Genomic DNA, 16,062 nt, shown 5'->3' with positions numbered 1-16,062 from the left:
GGGGGTATTTTAATCAACCTTCCGTCTGCAAATTTTCTCTTTATCTCCCTCATCTCCCCCATCTCCCCTAGGGACGTACAATTGCAGGCGAGGCTTCTGGCTCAACCAACATTGGGGGAGCTGCATTGAGCTGCTGAACGTACTCATCGACCTCATCAATTTTTTCTAAATTACCCTCCTGAATGAATAAGTTCCTGGCTTGCCGTAAAAAAGAAGTGGCTTCCGCCCCTCGTCCAGATTGCTCTAGCGCTATTCCCATGTTGTAAAAAGCTAGTGACAGCGTGGGATTGAGGCGAATGGCTTCTTGATATTGAGCGATCGCTGCATCATACTGTTGGGTACGGTGTAGCGCCACGGCTAGATTGTAGTGGGTTAGTCCGTCGTAGGGATCGAGTCGCAAGGCTGATTTGAGAGCGGCTGAAGCTCTCTCGTATTCACCATTTTTGGCAAGTGCTGCTCCTAGTTGGCGCTGGGCTTCCACATTCGTGGGTTCTAGTTGCGTCACCCAGTCAAATCGACGACTAGCTTCTTTATACTGCTCTTGTTGAGCAAGAATTAAACCCAGTTGGTAATGAGCCTCGGCAAATTTGGGATCGAGTTTGGTGGCTTTCAAAAATGATTCTTTCGCATCGTCTTGCCGACCTTGCACGGCTAGCATCAATCCCAACTGGTAGTGAGCTTGTAACAAATTCGGATCGGTGGCAACGGCTTGTCGTAGTGTTGTAATTGCCGATTCAGGATTGTCTTGTTTGACCAGCAGCAGTGCCAGATTATACTGGGCAACAGCAGCATTAGGATTGAGGCGAATCGCTTCGGTATATTCAGCCATTGCTTCATCTACCCGCCCCAATAACTCTAGCGCCAAGCCCAGATTATAACGAGCGGCGGGCAAATCGGGATTGAGAGAAAGCGCTTGCTGGTAGGCAGTAATAGCATCCTCGGTTTGGTCTTGCTGGTATAGCATCAGACCTAAGTTATAGTAAGACTCTGCCATATTTGGGTCAAGACCAATGGCAAGTCGGTATTGTTCGGCGGCTTGGTCGATTTGACCTTGCTGGAAAAGAGCATTTCCGAGTAAATAACGCGCCATCGGTATAAACGGATCATTCTGAAGCGCTTTCCGAAACGCTAACTCGGCGGCGTTGAAGTCGCTGCGGTTGTAGCGCATTACTCCTTGTTGGAAGTAAGACGCCGCTTCCAGATTATCACTGTATAGACCTTCAACGAGCTGCTTGGTGTGATGGTTGAGGGGAACCTTATCAGCCAACGCTCGATTGGTAGTTGTTAAACCAAAAGCGATCGCAGCGGTAGCGAATAAGACTATCCGTTTGTAGTGTTTCATGGTAGACACTAGTGCCTTTATCTATTCGGGGAAGTTGTGAGGGAGCCGAAATACCCCTACTATAGCGCTTGAGATTCGCTCTCTGGTTATCAGTGACACGTTGTGGAAGTTAAGCTTGGATTCCTTGGGGGAATGGGGAAGATGTTGGGTTAGCAGGCGCTGATGTTGCGATCGCGCAGTTGGATGAAATTCAAGTGGTGGATGCGATCGGGTAGTTTGGGTGAGGGGTTAAGGGTTAAGGTTTATCGCCGCATCTTCATTTGCACTTTAAGTGAAGCTTTTTATATCTTTGCCTTCAAGAATTGTTCCTTGAAGATTGGCTTGTTCAAGATTTGCCTTTCTAAGATTTGCTCCTTCAAGGTTTGCCCATTCAAGATTCGCCCCTTGAAGATTTGCCTCTTTTAAATTCGCTCCAGAAAGATTTGCTCTATAAAGATTTGCTCCATAAAGATACGCCCATTCAAGATTTGCGCCTCGAAGCTTCGCCCATTGCAGATTCGCTTCTCCCAGATCTGCCCTTTGAAGATTTGCTCCTTCAAGATGCATCCCTTGAAGATTTGCCTCTTCCAAATTCGCTCCAGAAAGATTTGCTCCTTCAAGATGCATCCCTTGAAGCTTTGCTCCATAAAGATTTACCCCTTGAAGAATTGCTCCAGAAAGATTTGCTCCAGAAAGATTTGCCTCTTGAAGATTTGCTCCAGAAAGATTTGCTCCAGAAAGATTTGCTGTACATAAATATTGGCAGCCAAGGGAACAGCATTGTAAGTCTAAAAAACTTAAGCAATTTAGGCAAAATAGTGAATTTACTCGTTGTCCCTGCAGTCGGAAAATCCAGATACCAAAAGCATCTAGAGAATGCCATTTAATTTCCGAACATTTCTCAGTCAAACGCGCACAACTATTAAGAACAGCAAGTAGTGCTTCTTCCGCATTGCGTGCTTGTCGGTTTTCTTCCTGAAAATTCGGTCTAGGATTCAACCCCTCCATTGGCATTCCATGACGCAACATAAACTCAATCAAGCGGCATAATGTCTTCTGCCAATCGCGAACGTCTGATAAATCCTGTAAACGCATTTCATCACAGACGAAGTGAAACAGGTATTCATCCATCGCCGATAAACCGCAGAGAGTTGCCCACGTTACTAAAGCATCAGATTTTCCCCAAGACTCATCCAAATCTTCCTCTGAATTTTTTAATTTTTTATGGATGAATTTTACTCCCCGTACAATACGCTTTGCCGTCAGATATTCACCAAAACTTTTATGAGTAAACTCAAACGTTTTCTCGTCTTCCCGTATACCGCCACTCTCGCGAAAGTAAAAAGCAGTTAGCAGGCGGGTTATACTTGCTCTTGAGTTTTCTTGTAAGCTCTCCTGAAAACGATCTAAAATCCGCTTTAGACCACCCTTTTTACAATGATTCTCAATTTCTCGCACAGTGGTTGTTCTACCATCTCCGTGCCAGCAAGCTAGGGCAATTTCCTCTAAAATTCGGATAAACTCATTTTTGTTTATCTCTTCAATTGCACGATGCTGTCTGTCTTTACCTTCATACCCTCGCTCGTAAACAGCATCGAGCAAATCAGCATAGATTTCATTTAGGTTAGTCTCTTCTGAGAATTGCAGCTTATTGCGTTCAATACTGAGAGCAACCAAATAATTCAACAAGGGTTGCGCGGTAATCTCAATCAAATTATCCTTGTCTAATTCGGGCGGTAAACCACTATACTCTTTCCCTTTAGCCTGACCATAGAACTGCCACCAAAGCTGCCGTTGGTCTGCCTCCAGCAAATTTTGCTCATCAATATATTTATTCGTTTCACTCTTTCTTTGTGCTTCAGTCACAAAATAGGGCAGAATATACAACAGTTGACGCGACTTGCGAAACTTGCTGCGGTTCGCCTGCACCACTACTTCCCGTCCCGTAATCAAAACCTGTAAGCGAAGTTGATGATAATTAAAGCGGTCAACTTCCCGCCGGACTTCCTCAACAAAGTCTTTAGCCGTTTGTTCAGCAACTTTACCCTGCATCGATAGCTCATCCAAGCCATCAAAAATAATCAGTAACCGCGATTCCCCATTTTCTCGATCCAAGGGATTGTGAGATAAGAACCCTTCAACCTGGACAAACTCTCCCACCGCTTTTACCAAGTCATCCGAGAGTTTAAATAAGTGGAGGGGAATAAACAGAACTGGAATCTCTCCCTTTTCTGCTTGCTGTGCGGCAAAGATTTTGGCAAAGGACGACTTACCACTTCCAGGTCCGCCACTGATTAAGCGAATCGCATCATCTGATTCAGCATCCTGCAACCAGGTTTCTAGTTCACTATTGAGATCTACGATAACTCGCTCATAGTCTTTCCCTTCCGTAATCCCTCGTTCTAATTTCTTCTCCGATTGTCCCGCAACCTCTCGCTCATAGTAGGCTCGTAATGGCACATAAACCTGTTTTAGGCTGAAGGCTTCCCAAAATATTGGTTCATCCACCCGCTTTTGCAGCAAGGCGCGATACCGCAACCATCCCTGTTCTCGTTTCGTGGCTTGGGTGAAGGGGGTATCCAGTACCTCTTTTAGGGCAATATAATCTTGGGAATGCTCGACCCACTGGTTATTCAGGGCAAAGACAAAGTAAGCTGGGAGGCGATCGCTAATTTTTTCTGCCTCAACCTTTTTCTCAACATACGCCTCTAACCACTGTGCCAACCCACTCTTCGCCGCTTGCACAATCGGCAATTCTTTGGGACGCTGAAAAAAGTCTGGGTCAATAATCAATTCATCACTAGCTAACGCACAATTGAGCTGGTTGTACAATTCCTTAAGATTATCCGGTTTCTTAACCAGTAACTCCCGATGTTCCTTCAACAAATCCTGTATAGCCTGGATAAGAGAACGAACAATCAGCAACCCGGCGATTTCTCCGGATTTTGCCTCCAGTCCCAGGTTTTCTAGAACCTCTACCCCACTCTCCGCTAAGTCATCCCACTTGAGAAACGCGCCATTAATTGCCGCCTTACCCAGTGACGCGAACAAACCCTTGAGGTTGACTTTTATCTCTTTGCGAAATACTGAAACAGGCTTCTTAACTTTAATTTCCAGTTCTCCAGCCATAAAATTAATCGGTGAAAGACTTAGCTGATTCCAGTCTAGCTGGCTTCTTCAGTAAGCAGGTGGAGGACTCGCGATCGCTATTGCTGCTATCTGTAGCGCCATAAAGTTAGAATTTTTTCGAGAATTGGGGACATAAGCGATCGCTCACCGTGCTTTTGAGGAAGCCGATCGATATCTCAAAGATTCGGCGGGAGATATAGAGTGGGACGCCGTGCGGGTGCGGCGGGTTGTATTGGTATTCGTTGGGGGAATGGGGAAGATGTTGGGTTAGCAGGCGCTGATGTTGCGATCGCGCAGTTGGATGAAATTCAAGTGATTGAGGTTTGAGCTGGCTACTGACTGGGTTTCGATTCACAGGTTGCGATCGCCTCTGGATGGAGAATTATCTAGTTTATACAGCACCCATTTTCCTTCTTGATCTACAACCAAACCTTGAATATCCGAATGCCAATCTGATCGGGTAAGAATGTAATTCGCACCAAACTTATTGGCAACAGTTACTAACTCGGAACTACTTCGTTTACGGAATAATGAATCGACATTACGCCAAGATAGTGGAGGTTTTACGGGGCCTAAGATAGTTTCCATCCGATTTTTCCACTCTCGGATGCCTTTGTCTGTAAAGGAATAAGAGCGGAAATCAAAAACAACAGCTCTTTGAGAGTAGAACCTAAATTCAGTTAATGAAGGAGGAACTAAGACTAGAGCATCATTACTACTTCTTTGACGAAACCTTAGAGCCAGTTTGGTTAAGCTGTCTGCCGGAACTTGATATAATGTAACTCTTTTTTGCAGAAAATTAGACAAATTACCAGGCAGAAGATTTAATAATCCCAGCATCAAGAACGCAAAAGACGTGAAAGCCAGCGTATAGGTAATTTCCTTAATTCTACGCACAGAACTCAAAGACTCTTCTAAAATAAATGGGAAAGCCAGAACTAAGAAAAGAGCCAGCTTCCAAAACACTCGACCAAATGCTTCTGAAACTGAAGAGGGAGGAGGATACAAAGTCAGAATTAATAATACACCGAATACTAGGATAAAATTCACTAATTTATGTCGAATTAGTTGAATACGATTCTGATTTTTTAAGATAACTAATCCTATGGATAAAAAGAATAGAATTATTGCTCCATTGTACAGTATTGGAGTTATTACTAAGAGTACAGTTATTCCTATATTTACTTGTTTATAATGTTCATAAACTAATACACTTATAGCAATAAATACCATAAGTTGTGCAAAGGGAGTAGTCCTGGCTAACTGTAACTTTGCGAACAAGGACAAGGGATAAATTTCTAGAAAGATATAACCCAATAAGAGTGCAAAAAACGATGTAAAAATAACAATGACGAGATTAATTTTATCTTTTGATCGTAGTGAATCAGCACTGGTAATACACAATAAACCTCCAGCCATAAAGAAGATTAAATTTCTCCACAGTCGAGATGGCCAAGCTGAAGGAATAATATGATGGGGGTTACGGATATGTCCGTAAAGGTAGACAAACTCTTCATTAGTAATTACTCCACTGCCCGTACTTCCAGTAATGACCATTGGCAAGTAGACAAAACTAGCAAAGATACCGAGTGTGAGAAAGGGTAATATTGCCGTTTTCAGATTATGGGTTCTTTTAGCTTCCAGAATAAGCAGAGGAGCCATTAATCCACCTGGGAGAATTCCAACTAAAAATTGACTAATGCATGCCAATCCGAAAAATAAATACCCTAAAATCCACCGCTTGCACAGGCAAAAATAAACTCCCCATATTGCACACCCCATAGCAAAGATTGCTGGGATAGGTTCTGATCTAAATAGAGAAGTATATCCAATAGTTCCTTCTACAGAAACTAACCCCAAAAATGCTAAAACTGCGGCTGATAATTTAGATTTTCCGAACTTATTACCAATTGCATATAATCCCAATATGAAAGAAGCAAAGGCAATAACATAATACACAAAATAGGTTAGGGATAATCCTAGACCTAGTTTTGCTGTCATATACATCAAATATTGATAATAGGATCTTGGGGTTATTTGCAGCATATCCTGAACATAAACATCTTGCTTGTAAATTTCAGGATTTAATAAAGCTATGACAGGAGGGACTTCAATCAGATTATTTGATGATGGAAAATGATAACCATAGATAATTAAGGAAATAATTATCACGAAAGCATATACAGCTACAGTGAGTTTCCAACTAATATTTTGTGACAATCTCATAGATTTGCTTCTTGTATAGATCAGGTTAAATGGGTCACTTAGGCTGGTAAAATCACCTTTGGGGTTTGTATCAAAAACTACAAAGTATAGCTATAACTAGTAACTGGTGTGAACATCGGCAAACGCTAAAAAATAATGGCACAACTTTCTAAGACGTGCCATTAAATTTTATTTACAAAATTCTGAATCGTTATACCTGTTACAGGCACAACAGCTTAATTCTTCCAAGTCACATCCATATCTAACGGTGCGCAATAGGAGTAAATCATACTCAAGAAATCCCGTGACGCTTCTCCAAACCGATGAATTCGCTTTTGGCGGTCAGGATAAGACTGCCCATATCTGCCTTTTGCTATACATTAGAGTTTTTTCGAGAATTGGGACACAAGCGATCGCGCAGTTGGATGAAATTCAGATAGTGGATGCTTAATTCTCCCAAGTCACATCAATATCTAGTGGTGCGCAATAGGAGCGAATCATGCTCAAGAAATCCCGCGACGCCTCACCAAACAAGTGAATTCGCTTTTGGCGATCGGGGTAAGACTGCCCGTAAACGATAACTTGCCCCACGGCACATTTCCAACTCTTAACAGATTTAACCTCAATCAGTTCCCGCTCCGTTAAGATATCGATATTCCCCGCTAACGTCGGCACTTCGCGCTGAACTTTACCTAGAGATTTTGCTAATCGCTTTTGCACTGATTTTTCCGTTAATCGGACTCGATGCTTGGAATTCAAATATTCCCAATACTTGAACGCCAATTCGTCAACGGCAAATGTCCCGCCATTCCTTCCTCGTTTAGAATAGGCAATTTCGCCTTTGAATTGCCGACTTATAGATTCAATCAGCAGTTGGGTTTGCTCTTGTCGTAACCAACGGGGAGGAGTCCGATTTTGAGGACTTCCAGCAACGCGCCACATATCTGTGAGGCTAATCAAACCATTTCTACGGCGGACTTGAGAACCCGAAATGTTGCGGGATTCCAGTTGTGGATCACGAACCGTCCACTCAAATAGTTCTAACTGCTGAAATTCTTCACGATGACTCGATTTTGGAGTTGATTGGGTTGATAGGTTTCGTAGTGGTGCTATTGATTTCATAAAATGTCAGTATTGAGGACGAATGCCTGAAAATTCGCCTAAAGCATGGCAAAATATTGTCAAGAATAAATCTTGACAAATACAGAAGAATATGTACTAGTCTGAAATAACAGACCGTTAAGACCGACTGCTTGATTCAATAATCAGCCCTTTCAGGTAAAATTGCACGTTGGCAGCTCGTTTACCCGGCTCTACATTTAGCGCAAATCAATTTTACAGGTACTAGGTATAGTACCCAACATCTCTAAGGAATTTTTTAGACGAAGTAGGGACACGGATACTATCGTGCCCCCATCCCGAACATTATTCTGTAGATCTCGTAGAAGCGATCGCCCTAATCCCTAAACCTTAGCGGTATCAGCAAAACGAATCTTCAGATAATCTTCCTCCATCTTCGCTCCAGCAGGTTGCAGTGCAGCTAAGGCTTGGGGCAGTACCAAGTTGCGGCGATGGTTGCCAATCCGCACATTCAGTTCATCGCCCGTCTTACTCAACTGAATATTGTCTTTTGGTACACCAGGCAGGTACAGTTCCAGACTGTACTCGCTTTGGTTTTGCACCACCCGAATCGTATTTTCCTGGTAGTAGACTTGAGTGGGGTCTTCCTCACTATAGAGCGTTTCCTTCAGCCGCTCTAGCGCCTCTAAGCCGCACATCTCTTCGGAATAGAGCGGAACTTCCTTGACGGGTAGGGGATGGAAATTTTCGTGAATTTCGTGGCGGTACTGCTGCTGATTTTCCTTCCAGCGCTGGAAGAACGGGTCCGTCACTTGGTCGGGAATAATCCGATTGGCGACGACTAAATCAGTAGCGACGTTGTACAAGCTCAAGTAAGCATGAGCGCGTAACGACTCTTTAATTACCATTTTTTCAGGATTGGTAACTAAGCGCACCGAAGTCTGCTTATTATCGGTGAGCACTTTCTCCAGCGCTTCTATTTGCTCGTAGAATTCGTAGGGAGCATCCATCACCTCATTATCGGGTAATGAAAACCCGGCAATAGGTCTGAACAAGGGTTCAACTAAGGGTCTGAGAGCAACAGACATTTTTTGCAGGGGTTTGTAAAAGCGACGCATATACCAACCGCTGACTTCCGGTAAACTTAATAGCCGCAGCGCTGTCCCCGTGGGAGCCGAGTCAATAATCAGCACATCGTACTCCCCTTCGTCATAGTGGCGTTTCATCCGCACCAATCCGAAAATTTCATCCATTCCGGGGAGAATTGCCAACTCTTCTGCTTGAACGCCATCTAATCCCCGTGCTTGCAGCACCTGGGTAATGTAGCGCTTCACCGCACCCCAGTTCCCTTCTAATTCCATCAGCGCATCCAGTTCAGCACCCCAGAGGTTGGGACGCACTAACCGAGGTTCGTGACTCAGTTCCAGGTCAAAACTATCGGCGAGGGAGTGAGCTGGATCGGTACTGAGTACCAGGGTTTTATAGCCCAACTCAGCACAGCGTAAGCCAGTTGCCGCAGCCACGGAGGTTTTTCCAACTCCGCCCTTGCCAGTCATCAAAATTACTCTCATAAATTGTCCAGCTCACCTGAGAAACCTTTATATTTATTTACTTTATCGGGTTTTCCCTTGAAACAGTTGCTTGAGAACGTCTAAGCGGGAGATATCCCAATAATCGATGTGGGAGACAATCAGTCCATCTGCATTTAGACGTAATTCGCTCCAACCGGGGATGGCAACTCGTGGTTTCCAGGGGAGTGGGGTTGTCCAGCTTAGAGTCCAGCGAGTTTTGATGGTATCGCCAGATTGGGAAATGTCGTGGAGGTCGAGTTGCGGATTGATGAACCAGGTATTGATGAACCCAATCATTTGTTTATAGCGTTCCACTCCCCGGAATTGGTTGAGGGGGTCTTTGAAAAAGACATCAGGGGCGTAGATACTGTAGGTTTGGTTATTTGGAAAACGTTGGTAGTCCTGTTTGAGGATTTGGAGAATATTCATCGGGTTTGACCTGGGGCGGGTTTTTTATTTCATGGTAATGGTTGTCTCCGGCAAATGCCCAAAACCAGTTCCTACTGTTACTCCTAAATCAGGAAGCTTAATAGATGGCAAAAGAAATTAATAATAAAAAAGCAATGACTATTAAGTTAGTCAGCTAATTAATCTATTTCATTAATATTTTTAATAGTTATTTTTTAATTTTTTATGCGGATTCTGCCTTAGTAAGTGTGAAGAACTTATTAGAGAACTTACTCTATTCAGCTACCCGTTTATTTTTTCTAGGATCTAATTTTATTCTATCTCTAGGTAGACCTTAAGGGAAAGTTCTTCTATTGAAACGCTGACAAGGACGTCCAAAATGCTCAGTGACAGCTCTATTTTACTAGCCAGTCTGTTAGCTGCTAGTCTAGCAATGGATTTTCCTACTTTTTCTACCTTTCCTACTTTGAATTTCCGCTCTGGAAAGTTACACGTATCGCATCTGGTATCGTCACCGTTATTCGTTCAAGTGTCAGTTAATGAGAGTCCCCCTCCTGGCTGCGATCGCACTGACTTGCCGGGTTGTGAACCAAGAACGGTGCAGTTCACTCATACAAGTTAATGTAGGGTAATGCTGGGTGAAATAGCATACCATTTCCCATGGAAGCCAAAGGGAATGACTGACGGTAATTTCAGCCGACAGACAGGTTCTTCATTGAGAGCATCACTGTTAAACACCCAAACTTCACTTTGATCAGAATTTCCGTCATAGACAACCGTTAATACCCAACCCCAATCAGGATTTAGAGTATCAGCCACATAGATAGGTTCTGAGGGATAGCGATTTTCCCCCAAATTTGCTTCGGTAAGGGTATCGGTTTTGTTGTCAAATCGAGCGATCGCACCGTAGAGTTCTTGACGAATATCAGCCCCTTGACGATGTAGTGACAGATAAGTGTAATCAGGAGATTGACCAACTTGAGAGGGTGCAACCACAGGAAACTCACAGAATCGGTCTAACAACTCTCGCTCTGCTGTTACTTTGCCAGTTTGGGGATTGAGACACACTTGCCAGAATGTCCCTTCTGCAAGGGTTTGAGTTTGACCGATAGCGACTTCTTTCAGGCGTTGGTTTGTGAGAAAGTCTTGATAGCGAACAAACTCAACAACGATAGAACCACTCGCATCGACATAACCATTGGAAAAATGCCACTGATACCAAGGTTCCGTTTCGCTACGCGCCACTAAGGATAACGTTTCGCGATCAAAAATCAGGATTTGGGTTCCGAGTTTGGGATGCCATTTCATCGCATCGCTAAAGCTACTCAACCCAACGGCGGCTGGTAAGAGATTCACCCGCACTGGCGGCACGAAAAACACCAGATACGCCCCTGCCAAAACGAAATCGTGAACGAGGGGAAGACCGTTGAGCTTAATGGCTGATTTTTGTAAAATTTTGCCTGTTGCATCGCTCTTATAAAGATTTAACGTGGAATTTAATCCGGCATCGATACCAAAATTAAAAATCTCACCTGTTTTTGGGTCGCATTTGGGATGCGCAGAAAAGGGTTCTCTGGGCTGCAACTGAGTTAAACGATCAATTCCCCGAGTTTCTAGTGTCTGTAGATCTAAAGCATGAGGGTGACTGCCTTCCCATAGAGCCAACAGCTTATCGGGTAGTGGCAGTATTGATGTATTGGCTGCATTCTTTATCGGCTTGCCCCAACGCTCCCAGAGATATCCTGGTGTAACCATGCCGTAATTGGGGTATAGAAAGCGATCGGCAGCCGTTTCAGCTTGGTAGCCCGCCGTTTGCACGTAGCGATAAACTCCCATCGCTCCGGTATCGGTGAAATGAACTGCCAAAATTGCGCCATCACCATCAAACCAATGCCCTACACGCTTGCCGCCGCGTTCCAAGCGTCCGGGTCCGTTGCGATAGAGCGAACCCCGCAAACCATCTGGTATTTTACCGGAAAGGATAGATAGGGGTGTGAGGGGGAATTCTTTTCCGGGTTGGGCGATCGCGTTTGACCACGCTCTACGGGTTGATGGCTGACTGGCTGTTAGCATCGTTTAGAAATTAGATGGCAGTTCGGTAGTCTATCGAATTGTTACATATTCTTCATGATAAGTAACTTTTGTTACACTCACCGAGCTGAAAAAACTCTAAAAGCCAGATTCTAGTGCAGGCTGGCAGAAATAACTGACCCGCTAACTATCTTCCCTGCTCCCCTGCCTGAAAAGAGGTGGTCACTTTCCTTCTGCCATGCTGCACTAACCCCTACTTCCCAAATCCCTTACCCCGATCTGGAGAGGGTAAACAGACGCATTTGTCAAGCTGATGGCGCAATTTTTCATGGTCTAAATCCTGACCAATCAGCACCAATTGATTTTTTTTAGGTCTGTTTTTCCATTCATCATCCTCAATCGTGAACCGCTTGCCGCTAAGGTGGAAAATGTGACGGTTCGGGCTCTCATCAAACCAGAGAATACCCTTCGCTCGGAAAACGTTTGTTGGCAGTTGATTATCCAGGAAAGACTGAAACTTCCGGATCGCCATGGGTTTATCACTCTCGAAAGAAAGGGAGGTAAATCCATCATTTTCTAAGTGATGGGAGTGATGATGTTCATGGTCGTGATCATGATGGTGTTCGTGTTCGTGTTCGTGGTCGTGATCATGATGGTGTTCGTGGTCATGGTGGTCTTCGTGTTCATGCTCCGATGACTCGGCATCAAAATATTTATCAGATTCAAAGAGTCCCACACTCAGTACTAACGGCAGTGGTACTTGAGATTGGGATGTGCGGATAATTCTGGCACCGTCTTTAATTTCTCGAATCCTGATTTCTAAGGTGTCTACATCCGCTTCATCCACCAAATCTATCTTATTAAGCAGAATAATATCGCCGTAGGCAATTTGGCTGTATGCTGCTTCGCTGTTGAACAGATCCAAACTAAAATTTTCGCAGTCTACAACCGTGACGATTGAATCCAAGCGAGTCATATCTCGCAGTTCTGTACCCAGAAAAGTAAGTGCCACTGGCAACGGGTCAGCTAAACCCGTCGTTTCTACCACCAGATAGTCAATTTTATCGTCCCGTTCTAGAATCTTGTAAACGGCATTAACTAAATCTTCGTTAATAGTGCAGCAAATACACCCATTGCTCAGTTCCACCATATCCTCACCAGTGGTGACAATCAGCTCATTATCAATGCCGATTTCACCAAACTCATTAACGAGAACGGCGGTCTTGACGCCTTCCTGATTGGTCAAGATGTGGTTGAGGAGCGTAGTTTTGCCACTGCCGAGAAAACCAGTAATGATGGTAACGGGCAAGCCATGCTTGGGAGCATTCATTGCTTGGTCGGGAGCAGACTGCGTGGTTGCTGATTGCATAAGATAGCTGTCGAAACGTCAGAATATAGGAAGATAGCCTTATCGTGCTATTAACCTGTATCGGGATGTTCGCTTGACATCCAGAACTGTTCTCATTATTGCGTATCTGCTCATTACTGATTTCACTTTATACTGTGTCATGACCCTAACCCTGTACAACACTCTAACCCGCCGCAAGGAACCCTTTGAGCCAATAGAAGCTGGTAGGGTGCGGATGTATTGCTGCGGCATTACAGTATACGACTATTGCCACTTGGGTCATGCCAGAACTTGTATTATTTGGGATACTGCCCGTCGCTACCTGCAATGGAGCAGTTATAACGTCCAGTACGTCCAGAACTTTACTGATATTGACGATAAGATTCTCAATCGGGCGCGGCAAGAGGGGACATCTATGGAAAATGTCTCTGAACGCTTCATTGAGGCATATTTTGAAGATATGGCGCGGCTAAACATCAAAGAAGCTGATGCCTATCCCCGTGCAACCCATACCTTGGATGGAATTAAGCGGCTGATTTGCGAGTTAGAAAAGAAAGACTACGCTTACCCATCAGCAGGCGATGTTTACTATGCTGTGCGTCGTTTTTCAGACTATGGCAAACTTTCGGGACGTAAGTTAGAAGACTTGCAAGCGGGTGCCAGTGGACGGGTGGAGGTAGAAGATCAGGAGGCGTCGAAGAAGAAAGACCCGTTTGATTTTGCCCTGTGGAAGGGTTCTAAACCTGGAGAACCTGCCTGGGAGTCTCCTTGGGGGGAGGGGCGTCCGGGTTGGCATATCGAATGTTCGGCGATGATTCGGGAGAAACTGGGTGAAACAATAGATATTCATACGGGGGGTTCTGACCTGACTTTTCCCCACCACGAGAATGAAATCGCCCAATCGGAAGCGGTGACGGGTAAACCTCTGGCGCGTTACTGGCTACACACGGGTATGGTAATCGTGAATGGTGAGAAAATGTCCAAGTCTCTGGGTAACTTTATCACCATCCGGGAGTTGCTCGATCGCCCGACTGACCCCATGGCGGTGCGGTTATTTGTGTTGCAAGCGCAATACCGCAAACCGTTAGATTTTACGGATGAAGCTATAGAAGCAGCAACTAATGGGTGGAATACCTTAAAGGAAGGGTTGCTATTTGGTTATCAGTGGGGTCAAGCTCTAGGTTGGACAACTAAAGATTTTTGCACTCAGGGTGCATTGGATAGCAATGCAGTCAAGCGATTCCAAACAGCAATGGATGATGATTTTAATTTTGCCGGAGGGTTAGCAGTATTGTTTGAACTCGCGAAGGAATTGCGCCGCGAACGTAATATTCTTGTTCACCAGGGGCAAACTGAGACTCAAACGCAGATATTAGAGCGTCAATGGCATACATTAGTCTGCTTATCACAAATCTTAGGTTTAGAGACTTTAAAGGGAGAAATATTCATAGAGGCTAGTGCAGCTAAGGTTAATTCCCCTCATAGAGTCGGTGGATTGAGTGACGGAGAAATTGAAGCACTCATTCAGCAACGTGCAGAGGCGCGGAAAGCTAAAAACTTTACAGAGAGCGATCGCATTCGTGACGAAATGAAAGAGCAAGGGATTAGTCTGATCGATCAGCCCGGTGGTGTGACTCGATGGCATCGGAGTTAGGGAAGGAAACGAGCGATCCCACCATCATTTTTAAGGAAAAGGAAAAACGGTATACCTTTTCCTCTACTATTTTCTCCTTTCGCTCGACCCAAAGTTTAAGTGCGAATCCATCGGGAATCAACCCAGTTGCCCTTCGCTAGCTGGGACCAACCATTAACACTGCGATCACTCAGATTGATAAAAGCACCGTTGGCTAGGGTATCAACAACCCGATACCCCAAACCTGGACCCGATCGAACATTGAGCGGACTGTTGTTGGTAGCTACCCTTGCGGTATCAACAGTCGGACTGCCGCCACTTGTACCGCCAGCACCGTCACCATATAAACTTGCCAGAGTTTGTGTTCCGGCAATACTGTCTACTAGTAATCTTCTTGACGATTGAAACTCTCTTACTGCTGCCTCGGTTAATCGACCGTAGTAGCCTGTTATCGGTCCGTTGTAGAAACCCAGAGTGTCCAAGCGATTCTGAAGGTTAACAACTCCATCACCACGGCTACCAGATCGCAAGATTGTTGAGGGAACACCACCGCCAGTACCACCGCCACCCTCGCCCACTATCCAGGGGGAATAAACCCAGTTCCCATTAGCTAGTTGTGACCAAGCATCGACACGGCGACCGCTCAGATTTACATAAGTGCTACTGGGTAAGGTGTTAACGACCCGATACCCCAAACCTGGCCCAGAACGCACGTTGAGAGGACTGTTATTGGTTTTTACATAAGCCGCTAGTGTACTGCTAGCTGAACCCAAAATTGAGAGAATCATGAGAGCGGATAGCAAACCCGTCTCAGTCGAATTCGGTAGTTTCCAATTGAACTTCTGGAACGAATTCTGTTCGCATTCTGGATGGGTTCCCTCTTCGCAAACTATGGATAAATGTGTATATGCAAGTATTTCCATTGCTATCCACCTCATTAACTAGTCGGCATCCCCATTAACAAACCCTGACTACATGAATGCACAATCTGTTAATTGCAAACAGGGTTTCTTTTCAAACCAAAACAAAGACCCCAAAGCTTCGGCATAGGGGTCTTTGTTTTAGCCTTGGGACGTTCTCAGCTTCTATCCTCATCTATGACCAACTTAGTGCCATCTATCCAAGGATGTAACCGAAGGATAAGCCTTTCTGCTGAGGAATAAGAAAAATAGAAGTACCAAATAACGTATCCCTTCCCTGCTGGTTTAAGATTATCCTGGCACTGAGCTATTTTGGCAGGAGGCAACCCTCCAACTATCTTCGCCGCTGCCGCGTTTCACAACCGAGTTCGGGATGGATTCGGAGTGGTGCCACGGCGCTAACAACACCAGGAAAG

At 44.7% G+C, this 16,062-nt stretch carries 13 protein-coding genes and 1 rRNA gene; 4 read left to right on the top strand and 10 right to left on the bottom strand.

Features of this window, described 5'->3' with window-relative positions; genetic code table 11:
- Positions 1-67 precede the first annotated feature (67 nt).
- A complete protein-coding gene (locus IQ257_RS24915; RefSeq protein ID WP_193878842.1) occupies positions 68-1,342 on the bottom strand; it encodes a tetratricopeptide repeat protein in 1,275 nt (424 codons plus the stop codon).
- A 267-nt stretch (positions 1,343-1,609) separates the two neighbouring features.
- Positions 1,610-4,450: a pentapeptide repeat-containing protein gene (locus tag IQ257_RS24910; protein WP_193878814.1), complete on the bottom strand. Its 2,841-nt coding sequence runs from the start codon at positions 4,448-4,450 to the stop codon at positions 1,610-1,612.
- A 201-nt stretch (positions 4,451-4,651) separates the two neighbouring features.
- On the opposite strand from IQ257_RS24910, the gene IQ257_RS30885 reads away from it, so the two are divergent.
- On the top strand, positions 4,652-4,777 hold the full coding sequence (locus IQ257_RS30885; RefSeq protein WP_265584553.1) for a hypothetical protein: 126 nt from the start codon (positions 4,652-4,654) through the stop codon (positions 4,775-4,777).
- A gap of 24 nt (positions 4,778-4,801) precedes the next feature.
- On the opposite strand, the gene IQ257_RS24905 is transcribed toward IQ257_RS30885, so the two are convergent.
- Positions 4,802-6,676, bottom strand: a complete 1,875-nt coding sequence (locus IQ257_RS24905) for a DUF6798 domain-containing protein (RefSeq protein WP_193878816.1) — start codon at positions 6,674-6,676, stop codon at positions 4,802-4,804.
- Positions 6,677-6,959: 283 nt separating this feature from the next.
- Between IQ257_RS24905 and IQ257_RS24900 the strand changes: the two genes are divergently transcribed.
- Positions 6,960-7,106, top strand: a complete 147-nt coding sequence (locus IQ257_RS24900; RefSeq protein WP_193878818.1) for a hypothetical protein — start codon at positions 6,960-6,962, stop codon at positions 7,104-7,106.
- Here IQ257_RS24900 and IQ257_RS24895 read toward each other — a convergent pair.
- The 3 genes from IQ257_RS24895 to IQ257_RS24885 all read right to left on the bottom strand — a co-directional run bounded on the left by IQ257_RS24895 (position 7,103) and on the right by IQ257_RS24885 (position 9,735).
- Positions 7,103-7,777 (bottom strand): KilA-N domain-containing protein, encoded by a 675-nt coding sequence (locus tag IQ257_RS24895; protein ID WP_193878820.1) that lies wholly within the window; start codon positions 7,775-7,777, stop codon positions 7,103-7,105. The two genes, IQ257_RS24900 and IQ257_RS24895, sit on opposite strands and share 4 nt — an antisense overlap.
- A gap of 341 nt (positions 7,778-8,118) precedes the next feature.
- Complete coding sequence (locus IQ257_RS24890; protein ID WP_193878822.1) at positions 8,119-9,306, bottom strand: TRC40/GET3/ArsA family transport-energizing ATPase; 1,188 nt, start codon at positions 9,304-9,306, stop codon at positions 8,119-8,121.
- Between the two features lie 42 nt (positions 9,307-9,348).
- On the bottom strand, positions 9,349-9,735 hold the full coding sequence (locus tag IQ257_RS24885) for a DUF2358 domain-containing protein (protein WP_193878824.1): 387 nt from the start codon (positions 9,733-9,735) through the stop codon (positions 9,349-9,351).
- 358 nt (positions 9,736-10,093) lie between these two features.
- Here IQ257_RS24885 and IQ257_RS24880 point away from each other — a divergent pair, with 358 nt between their 5' ends.
- Positions 10,094-10,336, top strand: coding sequence for a hypothetical protein (locus IQ257_RS24880; RefSeq protein ID WP_193878826.1), 243 nt, complete (start codon positions 10,094-10,096; stop codon positions 10,334-10,336).
- Here the strand turns inward: IQ257_RS24880 and IQ257_RS24875 are convergent.
- Together IQ257_RS24875 and IQ257_RS24870 are read right to left on the bottom strand one after the other, a co-directional pair.
- Positions 10,333-11,787 (bottom strand): carotenoid oxygenase family protein, encoded by a 1,455-nt coding sequence (locus IQ257_RS24875; protein ID WP_193878828.1) that lies wholly within the window; start codon positions 11,785-11,787, stop codon positions 10,333-10,335. The genes IQ257_RS24880 and IQ257_RS24875 overlap by 4 nt on opposite strands.
- Before the next feature lie 211 nt (positions 11,788-11,998).
- Positions 11,999-13,114 carry a CobW family GTP-binding protein gene (locus IQ257_RS24870; RefSeq protein WP_193878830.1) on the bottom strand — a complete coding sequence of 372 codons (1,116 nt, stop codon included), beginning with the start codon at positions 13,112-13,114 and terminating at the stop codon, positions 11,999-12,001.
- 139 nt (positions 13,115-13,253) lie between these two features.
- Between IQ257_RS24870 and cysS the strand changes: the two genes are divergently transcribed.
- Positions 13,254-14,747 carry a cysteine--tRNA ligase gene (gene cysS, locus IQ257_RS24865; RefSeq protein ID WP_193878832.1) on the top strand — a complete coding sequence of 498 codons (1,494 nt, stop codon included), beginning with the start codon at positions 13,254-13,256 and terminating at the stop codon, positions 14,745-14,747.
- A 95-nt stretch (positions 14,748-14,842) separates the two neighbouring features.
- On the opposite strand, the gene IQ257_RS24860 is transcribed toward cysS, so the two are convergent.
- Together IQ257_RS24860 and rrf are read right to left on the bottom strand one after the other, a co-directional pair.
- Complete coding sequence (locus tag IQ257_RS24860) at positions 14,843-15,649, bottom strand: peptidoglycan-binding protein (RefSeq protein ID WP_193878840.1); 807 nt, start codon at positions 15,647-15,649, stop codon at positions 14,843-14,845.
- A 291-nt stretch (positions 15,650-15,940) separates the two neighbouring features.
- Positions 15,941-16,058, bottom strand: a 5S ribosomal RNA gene (gene rrf, locus IQ257_RS24855).
- Positions 16,059-16,062: the final 4 nt, after the last annotated feature.

Origin of the sequence: Coleofasciculus sp. LEGE 07092 (assembly GCF_015207375.1) — a bacterium.
Taxonomy (GTDB): Bacteria; Cyanobacteriota; Cyanobacteriia; order Cyanobacteriales; family Coleofasciculaceae; genus LEGE-07092.
This window is presented reverse-complemented; position numbering and strand designations above follow the sequence as displayed.

Bases quoted from the DNA above. Each gene is read 5' to 3' on its own strand.
- IQ257_RS24915 (WP_193878842.1), bottom strand. From the start codon at position 1,342: ATGAAACACTACAAACGGATAGTCTTATTCGCTACCGCTGCGATCGCT.
- IQ257_RS24910 (WP_193878814.1), bottom strand. From the start codon at position 4,450: ATGGCTGGAGAACTGGAAATTAAAGTTAAGAAGCCTGTTTCAGTATTT.
- IQ257_RS24905 (WP_193878816.1), bottom strand. From the start codon at position 6,676: ATGAGATTGTCACAAAATATTAGTTGGAAACTCACTGTAGCTGTATAT.
- IQ257_RS24895 (WP_193878820.1), bottom strand. From the start codon at position 7,777: ATGAAATCAATAGCACCACTACGAAACCTATCAACCCAATCAACTCCA.
- IQ257_RS24890 (WP_193878822.1), bottom strand. From the start codon at position 9,306: ATGAGAGTAATTTTGATGACTGGCAAGGGCGGAGTTGGAAAAACCTCC.
- IQ257_RS24885 (WP_193878824.1), bottom strand. From the start codon at position 9,735: ATGAATATTCTCCAAATCCTCAAACAGGACTACCAACGTTTTCCAAAT.
- IQ257_RS24880 (WP_193878826.1), top strand. From the start codon at position 10,094: ATGCTCAGTGACAGCTCTATTTTACTAGCCAGTCTGTTAGCTGCTAGT.
- IQ257_RS24875 (WP_193878828.1), bottom strand. From the start codon at position 11,787: ATGCTAACAGCCAGTCAGCCATCAACCCGTAGAGCGTGGTCAAACGCG.
- IQ257_RS24870 (WP_193878830.1), bottom strand. From the start codon at position 13,114: ATGCAATCAGCAACCACGCAGTCTGCTCCCGACCAAGCAATGAATGCT.
- cysS (WP_193878832.1), top strand. From the start codon at position 13,254: ATGACCCTAACCCTGTACAACACTCTAACCCGCCGCAAGGAACCCTTT.
- IQ257_RS24860 (WP_193878840.1), bottom strand. From the start codon at position 15,649: ATGGAAATACTTGCATATACACATTTATCCATAGTTTGCGAAGAGGGA.